Source organism: Bradyrhizobium sp. BR13661 (assembly GCF_029892425.1).
Taxonomy (GTDB): domain Bacteria; phylum Pseudomonadota; class Alphaproteobacteria; order Rhizobiales; family Xanthobacteraceae; genus Bradyrhizobium.
The window spans coordinates 16,586-28,966 of the sequence record NZ_JARXWB010000054.1 but is presented as its reverse complement, the minus strand read 5'-3'; the positions used below and the strand labels follow the sequence as shown (position 1 = coordinate 28,966).

Below are 12,381 nucleotides of genomic sequence, written 5' to 3'. Positions count from 1 at the left end.
CGCGCTGAGGCGCGGGCTTCAAAGCCCTAGGATGAAGCGGTCTCCCGTCCGTCACCATATCGGCCAATCTAGCCGATCCAGCGTGTCGTGACTTAAAAGGATGAGGCTAACCAGCAGTGGCACCCGCTAAAACTGTTGCCACGCACTCCGCCCTCATCCTGAGGGCCCGCCAGAGGCGGGCGTCTCGAAGGATGCGCCGCAGGGAAACTGCTCTCATATGCGATCGCCCTGCCCGCAAGGGGGAGGGAGTGAGAGGGCAGTGGCCGCCTTACTCGCCGAGAACAACCAGCGCTAAAGCTTGCCCTGCCCGTTCACTTGGCTCTGCTGTTGCTGCTGCTTGTCCTGCTCGTTGGCGCGATGACGGCCGTAGAGGCAGCCGGCGGCTGCGCCGAGCATGCCGTGATGGCCGGCATAATGGCCGGCGACGCCGCCGACGATGGCGCCCTTGATGCAGCCCTTGGCGCTGGCGGCGGAGGTCGCGCCCAGCGCGAGAAGCGCGGCGGCGACGGCGACGATCGGGAATTTCATGGATGTCTCCTGCGGTGTTTTGCGTCTCAACGAACGTAAACGGGCTGGGTTCCCGTCCGCACAGCAGGGCGGGCGCGCCGGCTTTCACAGGCGCAGCGCGCCGGTCGACGGCGCCGCGAGCCTCGCTTGAACCTCCCTCCCCTCCCGCCAGACCCATCCGCGGGGCGTTGTGCACGCCGCGTGGGGGTGGCCGATGAAAGTCGCGTTGCTTGCAATCCTGGGGCTGTTTCTGGGGGCGTTGGGCGGGGCCGCGCTCGGCATCGCCGCCGGGCTTGCCTGGGTCGAAATCGCGCAAACCACGAGCTTTGAAGGCTATAGCGGCACGCTGGTGTTCCTGACCTTCATGCCGCTGGGCGCCGCGATCGGCGGGATCGGCGGCGCGCTGCTGTTCGCGCTGCTCGCGATCCGCGATGACGCCATCCCGATCGAGCGGCAAGGGGAACCGGCGCGCGGCCAAAGGCTCGCTCGAGACCGGTAAAATACGGGGTTCTATTGCAAATCTCACACTTTGCACTCACTTGTGCATTGCAAAAACGTGATTTGAGTTTTTCCAGAAATCCCGTATTTGTTTGCATACAAATGAATTGAGCAGCCCCTCGGCACCTACTGTGCATGGGGTTGTTTTCCGTTTTTACGCTTCAGTTTCAGGACGTCCCAAAATGACAGAGCACAGCCTCTGGCGTTTCTCGCGCGCGTTTCACCGCGCGATCAACGACCGGCATTTCGAGGATATCGAGACCCTGATCGACGAGGACGTCGAGTGGGCGATCTACGGCCCGATCGACATGTTTCCGTTCCTTGGCGCGCGCCAGGGCAAGGCGGCCGTGCTTCAGGTCATCCGCCAGCTCGCCGACAATTTCCGCGTCCGCCGTTTCGAGCGCGAGAGCATCATGCTGGGTGTCGATTCCGCCTCCTCGATGCTGCGCTATTCGCTGACGGCGCTGGATTCCGACAAGCCGATCAGCCTGCGCGTCGCGCAGTTCGCCCAGTTCAGGGCGGAGCGGCTGGTGAGCATGCGCGTGCTGGTCGACACTTTCGATCTGGTCGAGCAGGCACTCGGCCGCGCCATTCATCTGCCAAGGATGACCCGCGTCGGCTGAGGGGGACGCCAACGGGCTCCGAGGGTTCGGGACCGGTCGATTGATGCTCCCATGACGCGCGCCGGCCTCCAGCCCCGCCGGACGCCGTCATGGAGATGCTCGTCACCGGGCGCGTGCGATTTGCGCGCGGCCCGTTGGTTCGTCATTTGCTGCGGCGCCACAATTTTGCAATGATGGTTCCGCATTCTCTGCGCGAACTGGGCTCGCGGGCAAGGCAATGGAATTCACGACAGGTTTCGGCTGGACCAGGCTGCCGCTGGCGGCCGCGTTCATTTTCGGCTCGGTGCTGACGGCCCAGGCGCAGATCATTCCGCCCTTTTCCCCACCCCCCTCGGCGACCGCGCCTGATGACGAGGAGGCCGAAATCGCCGAGACGGCCCCCAACGTCAACGACGTCGATGTGCTCAAAGGCATCGATGTCGACAAGCTCGACTGGAGCCAGCTCGCCATCGACGCCGGCACGCTCAACGACATCATCAAGGCCAAGAAGCGCGCGCAGGCCGCAGCCAGGGACGGGATGGACTGGTCGTCCAACGCCAATGCCAACGGCTCCTCCGGGGTGAAGGTCAAGCAGTCGGTGTCCTCGTTCTGGGACACCCGCATCGGCGCCGACATGACGGTGACGAAAGAGCCGACCACGATGTCGGAGCTGCTGGCGCTGAAGGCCGAAAATGGCGGCAACCTGCCGCAATCCTCCGGCAGCGCCTGGGCCGCCGCGACCGCGCCGGGCGCGGGCGCGATCTTGGACAAGACCGCGGTGGAAGCCCGCGTCGATCCCGGCTCTGAGCAGAGCAAGCTCGGGGCATCGCTGACCAAATCGGTGCCGCTGTCGGGCGACACGTCGCTGACGCTGCAGAACGGCTACAGCGTCAACCAGCAGGGCACCACGGCCCTGCCAGGGGTCGGCGGCCGCGTGACCCGCAATTACGAGATCGATCAGTCCGCCAAGGTCACCATCACCGACACCGGCACCAGCATCTCCGCCGGCCAGACCATGTCGACAACCGACGACAAATGGCTGCGCAAGGTCGGCGCCGAACAGAAGCTGTTCGACAACGTCACCGTCTCCGGCTCGGTCGGCGAGACCTCGCAAGGCGCGATCAACAAGAGCGTGACGGCCGGCTTCAAGAAGAGCTGGTGAGCGCTCTTTAGACTTCGCTAACCATGCGCCACGGCAAGGCCCCCGAATGGTCCGCCCTTGCCGCATCTCGGCCCTGTTGCGGTCAAAATCCGACGCCCAAGATGCGCCGGCCTGACACACATCGTCGTGCGGGGGACACTCGCGCTGCGCTCAACGCGAACAGGGGAATAACGATGAACGCCATGCGTCCGGAAAAGACCGAGACCACCGAGACCGAGACGGTCGACAGCAATCTCGCCGCCGTGACGGAAGTCGAAGCCGGCATCCGCGATTTCGTCCGCAACGATATCGCCTATCTGCGCCGGCCGGCTGCACCGACAACCACCACCGACGCACCGCCGCTCGATCCGAGCGCGGAAGCCACCGTCACCAACGTCAACTCACTGATCCAGCGCGTCGCCGGCACCTCGCTTGCCGAGATCGAGAATCTGATCTCCGAGCTCGAGAGCCTGCGCGACCTGCTCCATGCCGAAGGCCAGCGCGTCCAGCGCGAGATCTCGGGCTATGCCCAGCTCAGCCAGGCCGCGATGAAGTCCACCCGCATGATCGCCGACAACGTCGCCCAATGGAAGCGCGCCGCCGACGGCCTGCGCAACAGCTGATCGCAGATACGAGCATGACCAGCCGCCGCGCTCCGAAAGGGGCGCGGCGGTTTTGATTTATGAGAAGATCTCGTGCCCCGGACGCGGTGCGGCACGCAGTGACGCGCCGCAGAGCCGGGGCCCATGGTTAGGATGAATGCGGTAGCACGATGGGTCCCGGCTCTGCGCAGCAGCGTTACACGCTGCAGCGCGTCCGGGACACGAACCCCAGCCTTGAACCCGCCGCCCATACCCGGCGACCAATGCCAAGCGCCCGCGGCTTTTGCGGCCGGGCGTTGGGGACATTTTCAGATGGAAAGCATTCGGCCCGACAACACGGACCCGATACCGCTACGGCCCACGCCGAGCCAGTTCGGGACCATCATGATGCGCTTTGTCGGGCTGCTGGCGATTGCGATCGCGATTTTGGCGTTCGTCTATAGCCGCTGAGGGCGGAGGCCACTTCGTGGCCCCGCGGAGTTAACGAACTCTTAACGGCTCGCGTCGACGCTCGAGGCTTCCAGGGTGTAGGCGCCGTCGGCGTAACTCTTCACCACGATACCGGCCACCAGCATCACGGCGAGTGTCGCGGTAGCGAAGATAAATCCGACCAGCTTGAGTGCGCCGCGGTCTGCCATTGTTCTCGTCCCCTGTCCTCTGCCCAGTTCGTTCAAATAGACAGCGACAGGTTCATAATTGGTTAGCAACTCGATGGTTCCGGCAGCTACTTCGCAAAGGCCAGCCATCTGGGAAAGGCTTATGGCAGCCGCCCTGAATCGCGTCCATAGCGCGCGGGCAACACTGGCTGACTAGTTTTTCGCGCGCTGTTTTCAGCCGTTCATATTGGAACGGGTCTAACCGCTCTTCCGCATCGGCACGAAGGCGCTGGCGGTGATGGAATAGACCTCCTCGCCGCGCTGGTTGGTGCCGGTGGTACGGGCGGTCAGGATGCCCCAGCCGGGACGCGAGGCGGAGCTGCGCTTGTCGACGACTTCGCTGACGTAAGAAACGGTGTCGCCGGCGAGCACCGGCCTGATCCAGCGCAGGTCGCGAAACCCCGGCGACGGGCCCCAGACCGCAACCTCTTCACCGCGCGAAGCGGCCTCGCGCGCCAGACGTTGGCCGTCGGCGACGACCAGGCTCATGCAGGCCGAGCCGACATGCCAGCCGGACGCAGCAAGCCCGCCGAACAGCGAGTTCTTGCCCTCCTCCTCGTCGAGATGAAAGCGCTGCGGATCGAACTTGGCGGCGAAGGTCTTGATGGACTCCGCCGTGAACGCATAGTCGCCGAGTTCGCGGCGCTGGCCGATCACGATGTCTTCGAAGAACCGCATCAGACCGCTCCCGCGCGCCGCTCGATCAGGATCGGCGAGGTCATCTCGCCCAGCGCCTCGCCCCTGGCATTGCGCACGGTGCATTTGAACTTGACGATGCCGAGGTTCGGCCGACTCTTCGAGGTCCGCGCCTCGAGCACGTCGACGTCGAGCGTGAGGTCGTCGCCCGGCTTGAGCGGCGACAGCCAGCGCACTTCGTCAACCCCGGGTGATCCCAGCGAGGCGGCGCGGGTGATGAAACCGTCGGCCATCATCCGCATCATCAGCGAGCACAGATGCCAACCCGAACCGGACAGGCCGCGCAGCATGCTCCTGGCCGCGGCCTCCTCGTCCAGATGCATCGGCTGCGGATCGAACTCGGCGGCAAACGCCAAAATCTCGTCGCGGGTGACATGGCGCGGGCCGAACGTTCCGTAACGGCCGATCGGAAAATCTTCGAAGGTCAGGGTCATCGTGGAAAAGCTTTGCGGGACGGACAGATTGTGGCCGCACTTTGCGGCAATCTCAACCCGCCGGTCCGCATGGCTCGTGCTACATTCGGCGAGTCGGGCCGGACCAGCCTCATAGTCGGATTGACTCTAGGCCGCAGGCACGATTTGCCCGGGGGAGAGAGATGTTTTCATTCAGCGACCTGTTTCAATGGGACCGCTTCATCACGCCGACGATCATCAAGACCTTCTACTGGCTGGTGATCGGCGTGATCTGCCTGTTCGGGCTCTCCGGAATCTTCGCCGGCCTCACCGCGATGGCGATCAGCCCGTTTGGCGGTTTCCTGGTCGTGCTGGAATCGATCGCGGGCGTCGTCGTCGGCGTGGTGTTCTCGCGCATCGCTGCGGAATTGATCCTGATCGTGTTTCGCATCAACGAGCATCTCGGCGCGATCAGGGATCAGGGCGGCGGGATGCGATAGCCCTCGTGTCCCGGACGCGGCGCGGCATGAAATGACGCGACGCAGAGCCGGGACCCATGCGTCCGTAATCAAGATTCTGGGCCCCGGCTCTGCAGCGCACCGCTGAAGAAGCGCTGCGCTGCGTCCGGGGCACGAGAGTTCACTTACGTATTAAACCGGAAATGCATCACGTCGCCGTCGGCGACGACATATTCCTTGCCTTCGAGCCGCAGCTTGCCCGCATCGCGGGCGCCGGCTTCGCCGTTGAAGGCGATGTAGTCGTCATATGCGATCGTCTCGGCGCGGATGAAGCCTTTTTCGAAGTCGGTGTGGATCACACCAGCCGCGCCCGGCGCCTTGGTGCCGCGATAGATGGTCCAGGCACGCGCTTCCTTCGGACCCACCGTGAAATAGGTGATGAGGTCGAGAAGCTGGTAGCCGGCGCGGATCAGGCGATCGAGGCCGGCTTCTTCCAGACCCAGCGTCTCCAGGAAGTCGGCGCGCTCCTCACGCGAGATGGTGGCGATCTCGGATTCGATCTTGGCGGAGATGACGACAGCGACCGCGCCTTCCTTGGCGGCCTGCTCCTGCACGGCCTTGGAGAACGCATTGCCTGTCGCGGCCGAGCCTTCCTCGACGTTGCAGACATAGAGCACGGGCTTGGACGACAGCAGGCCGAGCATGCCGAAGGCGCGCTCTTCCTCAGGCTTGCGCTCGACGAGGCGCGCCGGCTTGCCGTCGCGCAGCAGCACCAGCGTGCGGTTGACGAGGTCGAGCTGCTCCTTGGCGTCCTTGTCGTTGCCCTTGGCCTTCTTGGTGAGGTTGTCGACACGCTTCTCGAGGCTGTCGAGGTCGGCGAGCATCAGCTCGGTCTCGATGGTCTCGATATCGGCAAGCGGGGCGATCTTGCCCTCGACATGGGTGATGTCGGAGTCCTCGAAGCAGCGCACGACATGCGCGATGGCATCGACCTCGCGGATGTTGGCCAGGAACTGGTTGCCGAGGCCTTCGCCCTTGGAGGCGCCGCGCACGAGGCCGGCGATATCGACGAAAGTCAGCCGCGTCGGAATGATCTGGCCGGACTTGGCGATAGCGGCCAGCTTGTCGAGCCTGGGATCAGGCACCGCGACCTCGCCGACATTCGGCTCGATGGTGCAGAACGGATAGTTCGCGGCCTGCGCCGCGGCCGTCTCGGTCAGCGCGTTGAACAAGGTCGACTTGCCGACATTGGGCAATCCGACGATTCCGCATTTGAATCCCACGAGCGTTATTCCTTGCCGTTCTCGTCCTTGGTCAAAAATCCCTTCGCCTGCATGGCCAGATGCACCCTGTTGGCGAAGGTCGCGTCGGTGCCCTTAACGATCAGTGCCGCGTGCTCGGCCACTGCGTCGCAGAGCGTCGTCACCCAGTCATTGTCGGCCTTGGCGAAGTCCGACAGCACATGGCCGTGCACCAGTTCCTTGACGCCGGGATGACCGATGCCGAGCCTGACACGGCGATACTCGTTGCCGATATGCGCCGAGATCGAGCGCAGGCCGTTATGCCCGGCAATGCCGCCGCCGATCTTCACCCGCACCTTGCCCGGAGGCAGTTCGAGCTCGTCGTGAAACACCGTGGTGTCGCCGGGCGCGATCTTGAAGAAGCTCGCCGCTTCCTGCACCGAGCGACCAGAGTCGTTCATGTAGGTGGTGGGCTTGAGCAGGATGACGCGCTCGGTGCCGAGCGTGCCTTCCGAAGTCTCGCCCTGAAAGCGACGGCGCCATGGCGAGAAACCATGACGCCGCGCAATCTCGTCGACGGCCACGAAGCCGATATTGTGCCGGTTACGTGCGTATTTCGCGCCGGGATTGCCGAGCCCAACAAAGAGTCGCATGACGCGGTGCGCCCCTCGGCCAGCACGCGATCAGAGACCGCGCGCCGGCTCTTTGAGAGTTTACTTCTTCTTGTCGCCGCCGGCCGGAGCCTTGGCGGCCGCCGCCGGAGCAGCAGCACCCGCAGCCGGAGCAGCACCTGCCGCCGGAGCAGCAGCACCAGCCGCCGGAGCCGCGCCACCAGCAGCAGCCGCAGCCGCGGCCTTCTGCTCTTCGGCGTAGCCGGACGGCGGCACGATGGTGACCAGGGTTGCGTCCTCGCGGGTCAACGCCTTCACGCCGGTCGGAAGCTTGATGTCCGACAAATGCAGCGAGTAACCGATTTCGAGCGCGCCGACGTCGGCCTCGAGGAACTGCGGGATGTTCTCGACCGAGCACTCGAGATCGATGGCGTGGGCGACAATGTTGACGGTGCCGCCGCGCTTCACGCCCGGGGAGGTTTCCGCCTTCACGATGTGGAGGGGCACGCTGATGCGGATGGTGGCGCCTTCGCCGAGACGCATGAAGTCGACGTGGATCGGGAAGTCCTTGACCGGATCAAGGTGGTAGTCGCGCGGAATCACGCGATGCTTCTTGCCGTCGAGTTCGACGTCCACCAGTGTGGTCAGGAACCGGCCCGCGAGGATGCGCTGGCGCAGTTCGCGATCGTCAACCGAGATCGGGAGCGGGGGCTGGTTGTTACCATAGATCACTCCGGGCACTCTGCCGGCGCGACGCTCAGCCCGGGCGGCCCCCTTGCCGCTCTTCGGACGTGCGGTCGCCTTCAATTCCTTGACGGTCGTCGCCATAGTCTAAGTCCTTGTTTTTGCAAAAGTTAATGGGCCGCAAGGCGGCCCATGGTGTACGCCGCAGCAAGCCTCCAGGGGTGCGGGGGCCGCGGACGTGGCGGGCTTTTACCCGGAAGATGCGGAAATGACAAGGAGAATGGCCGGGCCGCCTGACCCGGATCTGCCGTCATTCCGGGCGGCGCTACCCGCCGAGCTTGGCCTCCAGCGCGGCGATACGCGCCTTCAGGGCCTCGTTCTCCTCGCGTGCCAGACGGGCCATGTCCTTGACCGCCTCGAACTCCTCGCGCTTGACGAGGTCCATGTCGCGCAGGAATTTTTCGGCCTGGTTGCGCAGCACCGTATCGAACTCCCGCTTGGCGCCCTGGGCAGCCCCGGCGGCGTCGTTCATCAAGCGGCCGATCTCATCGAAAAACCGGTTGGTGGTCTGGGTCATATCGGTCTCCTGATCGGTTTCTTGCCGGCCTCGATAAACTTTGCGCGAACGCGTGAAAAGACAATGGCAATCCGCGGTGACAGGTTCAAGGCCTGCGCGGCGGTATCCTTGTCATGCCCCGGTTTCCTTGCAATCGTATTCAACGTCCCTGCATAACCGGGAATCACAAGGCGGAACGCAAGACATGATCGAGCAGCAGATCGCAATTCCCACCAAGGACGGCCACACCGCGACCTTCATCGTTCATCCCGAGCGCGGCGGACCGTTCCCGGTCATCCTGTTCTACATGGACGCGCCGGCAATCCGCGAAGAGCTGCGCGACATGGCGCGCCGGCTCGCGACGTCGGGCTATTACGTCATGCTGCCGAACCTCTACTACCGCTCCGGCGTGATGGAGCTCGGCGCGCTGCCGGCCGATCCGAACGCGCCGGAGCGCAAGCGCATGTTCACGCTGATGGGCTCGCTTACGATTCCACTGATCATGGACGATACGCGCGCGCTGCTCACCTATGCCGAAGGCCAGCAGGCTGCAAACCCCAGGATCGTCGGCACCGTCGGCTACTGCATGAGCGGCCGCTATGCCGTGAACGCCGCCACGCATTTCCCCGATCGCGTCAAGGCAGCCGCCTCGGTCTACGGCGTGCAACTCGCAACGGAGCAGGACGACAGCCCGCATCTCGCGGCAGGCAAGACCAAGGCCGAGCTCTATTTTGCCTGCGCCGAGACCGATGTCTACGCGCCACCGGAAATCATCGAGAAGGTCAAAGAGGGCATGAAAGGCGCGAAAGCCGAGGTCGAGATCTATCCCGGCACCCATCACGGCTTCGCCTTCCCCAAGCGCCCGGTCTATGACCGCGACGCCGCCGAGCGGCACTGGGAGCGCCTGCTGGCGCTCTATCGCCGCAATCTCGTCCAGCAATAGCCGGCGCGATGCCCTTTCTGCTCATCGACTTCCCGTCCTTCAACCCGATCGCGGTGGCGATCGGGCCGTTCGCGATCCGCTGGTACGCGCTGGCCTATATCGGCGGCATCGTCATCGGCTGGCTCTATGCACGCTCGCTGCTGAAGACCGAGCGGCTATGGGGCGGCCCCGCGCCGATGTCGCTGATGCAGATCGACGACTTCATCCTCTGGGTCACGCTCGGCATCATCCTCGGCGGCCGCACCGGCTACGTGCTGTTCTACAACCTGCCCTTCTTCATCAAGGACCCCGCCGCGATCTTCAAATTGTGGGAGGGCGGCATGTCCTTCCACGGCGGCTTCCTCGGCTGCGTCGCCGCGGTGATGTGGTTTGCTCATCGCAACCGCATCTCGATCCTGTCGCTCGGCGACATCACCACCGCGGTCGCCCCGATCGGGCTGCTGCTCGGGCGCATCGCCAATTTCATCAACGGCGAATTGTGGGGCCGCGCCACCGATGCGAGCCTGCCCTGGGCGATGATCTTCCCCCACGATCCCTCGCATCTGCCGCGCCATCCGAGCCAGCTCTACGAGGCCGGCATGGAAGGCATCCTGCTGTTCACCGTGCTCGCGATCATGATCCGCCTCGGCGCGCTGAAGCGCCCCGGCATGATCCTCGGTGCCTTCATCCTGATCTATGGCCTGACCCGCATCGCCGGCGAGCATTTTCGCGAGCCGGACGTCCAGCTCGGCTTTCTCTGGGGCGGATTAACCATGGGCATGCTGCTGTCGATCCCGATGCTACTCGTTGGGGCTATACTTATCGTATGGGCTGTAAGGCGCGGAGCGCCGAAGCCCACCGCGGCCATCAGTTAATTCATTTCGAGAAGACACGTGACGGAACAGCCACTGCTCAACGAGATCAAGGCGCTGATCAAATCCTCAGGCCCCATGCCGGTCTGGCGATACATGGAGATGTGCCTGATGCATCCGCGTTACGGCTATTACGTCTCGCGCGATCCGCTCGGCCGTGAGGGAGATTTCACCACCGCGCCCGAAGTCAGCCAGATGTTCGGCGAGCTGCTGGGATTGTGGACCGCCTCGGTCTGGAAGCAGATGGGCTCGCCGCAATCGCTGCGGCTGATCGAGATCGGTCCCGGCCGCGGCACCATGATGGCGGACGCGCTGCGCGCGCTTCGCGTGCTGCCGCCGCTCTATCAGGGGCTCAGCATTCACCTGGTCGAGGTCAATCCGGTCCTGCGCGAGCGGCAGAGTGCGACATTGTCGGGCGTGCGCAACATTGCCTGGCACGACAGCATCGACGATGTACCTGATGGTCCCGGCATCATCCTCGCCAACGAATATTTCGACGTGCTGCCGATTCACCAGATGGTGAAGCGCGAGGACGGCTGGCACGAGCGTGTGATCGACGTCGACGCCAATGGCAAGCTCCAGTTCGGCGCGGCTCCCGACCCGACGCCGCGCTTCGACGTGCTGCTGCCGCCCCTGGTGCGCGCCGCACCCGTCGGCGCGGTGTTCGAGTGGCGGCCCGATACGGAGATCATGAAGCTCGCCACCCGCGTGCGCGACCAGGACGGCGCGGCGCTGATCATCGACTACGGGCATTTGCGCAGCGATGCCGGCGACACCTTCCAGGCCATCGCGCGCCACAGCTTCACCGATCCCCTGAAGGCGCCGGGCCAGGCCGACGTCACTGCTCATGTCGACTTCCAGGCGCTCGCGCGCGCGGCCGAGGCCGTCGGCGCCCGTGCGCACGGACCGGTCACGCAAGGTGACTTCCTCAAGCGCGTCGGCATCGACACCCGCGCGGCCGCGCTGATGCAGAAGGCAACGCCCGAGGTTGCCACCGACATTTCCGTGGCGCTGAAGCGGCTGACCGACACCGGGCGCAGCGGCATGGGCTCGATGTTCAAGGTGCTCGGCATCTCCGAGCCGCGGCTGACGGGCCTTGCGGGCCTCAGCGATCTCGAAAAGGCCGGAGGCAATTGATGACCCTCACTTCGTCGCTGCTGTCGGCGGTACCGGGCCTCCGCCATTCCTTCTTCACGCGTGAAGGCGGCGTCTCCGGCGGCATCTATTCCGCGCTCAATGGCGGGCTCGGCTCCAACGACGATCAGGCCCGCGTTGCGGAGAACCGCCGCCGCATGGCCGAACATGTCGGCGTCGCGGCCGACCGCTTCCTCAGCTTGCACCAGATCCACTCGCCCGACGTGCTCGTCGCCGAGACGGCGTGGCCGAGCGGGCCGCGGCCAAAGGGCGACGCGATGGTGACCAAAACGCCGGGCATCGCGCTCGGCGTCTCCACCGCCGATTGCGGACCGGTCCTGTTCGTCGATCCGCATGCGCGGGTCATCGGTGGCGCCCATGCCGGCTGGAAGGGTGCGCTGACCGGCGTGCTAGAGTCCACGATAGCGGCGATGGAGAAGCTTGGCGCCTCACGCAGCGGCATCATTGCCGCGATCGGCCCCTTGATCCGCCAGGACAGCTACGAGGTAGGCAACGAATTCGTCGCGCGCTTCATCGAGGCCGATGCGGAGAACGCGATGTTCTTCATTCCATCGGTACGCGAGGGCCACGCGATGTTCGATCTTGCCGGCTTCATCCGCACGCGTCTGGAAGCCGCCGGCATATTGATGATCGACGACCTTGGTCTCGACACCTACGCCGACGAGCGCTTCTTCAGCTATCGCCGCTCGGTGCATCGCAAGGAGCCGGATTACGGCCGGCATGTTCACGCGATCGCGCTGGAAGGGTGAACGGAGGAGCAACCTCCCGTCATTCCGGGGCGATGCGCA

The 12,381-nt window shown here is 64.6% G+C and carries 18 protein-coding genes; 10 read left to right on the top strand and 8 right to left on the bottom strand.

Going from position 1 to position 12,381, the window contains the following annotated elements; all coding sequences use genetic code 11:
* Positions 1 to 291 precede the first annotated feature (291 nt).
* A complete protein-coding gene (locus M2427_RS40855) occupies positions 292 to 528 on the bottom strand; it encodes a hypothetical protein (protein WP_280712386.1) in 237 nt (78 codons plus the stop codon).
* Between the two features lie 193 nt (positions 529 to 721).
* Between M2427_RS40855 and M2427_RS40850 the strand changes: the two genes are divergently transcribed.
* The 5 genes from M2427_RS40850 to M2427_RS40830 all read left to right on the top strand — a co-directional run bounded on the left by M2427_RS40850 (position 722) and on the right by M2427_RS40830 (position 3,800).
* Positions 722 to 1,006: a hypothetical protein gene (locus M2427_RS40850; protein WP_280712385.1), complete on the top strand. Its 285-nt coding sequence runs from the start codon at positions 722 to 724 to the stop codon at positions 1,004 to 1,006.
* Positions 1,007 to 1,187: 181 nt separating this feature from the next.
* The gene (locus M2427_RS40845; RefSeq protein ID WP_280712384.1) at positions 1,188 to 1,628 is read left to right on the top strand and encodes a nuclear transport factor 2 family protein; all 441 of its coding nucleotides are present in this window, start codon (positions 1,188 to 1,190) and stop codon (positions 1,626 to 1,628) included.
* A gap of 217 nt (positions 1,629 to 1,845) precedes the next feature.
* Positions 1,846 to 2,769 (top strand): hypothetical protein, encoded by a 924-nt coding sequence (locus tag M2427_RS40840; protein WP_280712383.1) that lies wholly within the window; start codon positions 1,846 to 1,848, stop codon positions 2,767 to 2,769.
* Positions 2,770 to 2,942: 173 nt separating this feature from the next.
* Positions 2,943 to 3,371 carry a hypothetical protein gene (locus M2427_RS40835; protein WP_280712382.1) on the top strand — a complete coding sequence of 143 codons (429 nt, stop codon included), beginning with the start codon at positions 2,943 to 2,945 and terminating at the stop codon, positions 3,369 to 3,371.
* Between the two features lie 291 nt (positions 3,372 to 3,662).
* Positions 3,663 to 3,800 carry a hypothetical protein gene (locus M2427_RS40830; RefSeq protein ID WP_280712381.1) on the top strand — a complete coding sequence of 46 codons (138 nt, stop codon included), beginning with the start codon at positions 3,663 to 3,665 and terminating at the stop codon, positions 3,798 to 3,800.
* Positions 3,801 to 3,841: 41 nt separating this feature from the next.
* On the opposite strand, the gene M2427_RS40825 is transcribed toward M2427_RS40830, so the two are convergent.
* The 3 genes from M2427_RS40825 to M2427_RS40815 all read right to left on the bottom strand — a co-directional run bounded on the left by M2427_RS40825 (position 3,842) and on the right by M2427_RS40815 (position 5,136).
* A complete protein-coding gene (locus tag M2427_RS40825) occupies positions 3,842 to 3,988 on the bottom strand; it encodes a hypothetical protein (protein ID WP_280712380.1) in 147 nt (48 codons plus the stop codon).
* A 216-nt stretch (positions 3,989 to 4,204) separates the two neighbouring features.
* Positions 4,205 to 4,684 (bottom strand): MaoC family dehydratase, encoded by a 480-nt coding sequence (locus M2427_RS40820; RefSeq protein WP_280712379.1) that lies wholly within the window; start codon positions 4,682 to 4,684, stop codon positions 4,205 to 4,207.
* Positions 4,684 to 5,136 carry a MaoC family dehydratase gene (locus tag M2427_RS40815; RefSeq protein WP_280712378.1) on the bottom strand — a complete coding sequence of 151 codons (453 nt, stop codon included), beginning with the start codon at positions 5,134 to 5,136 and terminating at the stop codon, positions 4,684 to 4,686. Before M2427_RS40815 ends, M2427_RS40820 begins: the two co-directional genes overlap by 1 nt.
* 161 nt (positions 5,137 to 5,297) lie before the next feature.
* On the opposite strand from M2427_RS40815, the gene M2427_RS40810 reads away from it, so the two are divergent.
* Positions 5,298 to 5,594, top strand: a complete 297-nt coding sequence (locus tag M2427_RS40810) for a DUF4282 domain-containing protein (RefSeq protein WP_280712377.1) — start codon at positions 5,298 to 5,300, stop codon at positions 5,592 to 5,594.
* Between the two features lie 143 nt (positions 5,595 to 5,737).
* Here the strand turns inward: M2427_RS40810 and ychF are convergent, their stop codons facing one another.
* The 4 genes from ychF to M2427_RS40790 all read right to left on the bottom strand — a co-directional run bounded on the left by ychF (position 5,738) and on the right by M2427_RS40790 (position 8,665).
* Entirely contained in the window at positions 5,738 to 6,835 is a 1,098-nt protein-coding gene (gene ychF / locus M2427_RS40805) for a redox-regulated ATPase YchF (RefSeq protein ID WP_280712376.1), read from the bottom strand.
* A gap of 5 nt (positions 6,836 to 6,840) precedes the next feature.
* Positions 6,841 to 7,446: an aminoacyl-tRNA hydrolase gene (pth, locus tag M2427_RS40800; RefSeq protein ID WP_280712375.1), complete on the bottom strand. Its 606-nt coding sequence runs from the start codon at positions 7,444 to 7,446 to the stop codon at positions 6,841 to 6,843.
* Positions 7,447 to 7,506: 60 nt separating this feature from the next.
* Entirely contained in the window at positions 7,507 to 8,232 is a 726-nt protein-coding gene (locus M2427_RS40795; protein WP_280712374.1) for a 50S ribosomal protein L25/general stress protein Ctc, read from the bottom strand.
* A 181-nt stretch (positions 8,233 to 8,413) separates the two neighbouring features.
* Positions 8,414 to 8,665 carry an accessory factor UbiK family protein gene (locus tag M2427_RS40790; RefSeq protein ID WP_128953911.1) on the bottom strand — a complete coding sequence of 84 codons (252 nt, stop codon included), beginning with the start codon at positions 8,663 to 8,665 and terminating at the stop codon, positions 8,414 to 8,416.
* Positions 8,666 to 8,849: 184 nt separating this feature from the next.
* On the opposite strand from M2427_RS40790, the gene M2427_RS40785 reads away from it, so the two are divergent.
* Genes M2427_RS40785 through pgeF form a run of 4 tightly spaced genes read left to right on the top strand, consistent with a single transcriptional unit; the run spans position 8,850 to position 12,342 of the window.
* On the top strand, positions 8,850 to 9,587 hold the full coding sequence (locus M2427_RS40785) for a dienelactone hydrolase family protein (RefSeq protein ID WP_280712373.1): 738 nt from the start codon (positions 8,850 to 8,852) through the stop codon (positions 9,585 to 9,587).
* 8 nt (positions 9,588 to 9,595) lie between these two features.
* A complete protein-coding gene (lgt, locus tag M2427_RS40780) occupies positions 9,596 to 10,441 on the top strand; it encodes a prolipoprotein diacylglyceryl transferase (RefSeq protein WP_280712372.1) in 846 nt (281 codons plus the stop codon).
* 18 nt (positions 10,442 to 10,459) lie between these two features.
* Entirely contained in the window at positions 10,460 to 11,575 is a 1,116-nt protein-coding gene (locus M2427_RS40775) for an SAM-dependent methyltransferase (RefSeq protein ID WP_280712371.1), read from the top strand.
* Positions 11,575 to 12,342: a peptidoglycan editing factor PgeF gene (pgeF, locus tag M2427_RS40770; protein ID WP_280712370.1), complete on the top strand. Its 768-nt coding sequence runs from the start codon at positions 11,575 to 11,577 to the stop codon at positions 12,340 to 12,342. Before M2427_RS40775 ends, pgeF begins: the two co-directional genes overlap by 1 nt.
* Positions 12,343 to 12,381 lie beyond the last annotated feature (39 nt).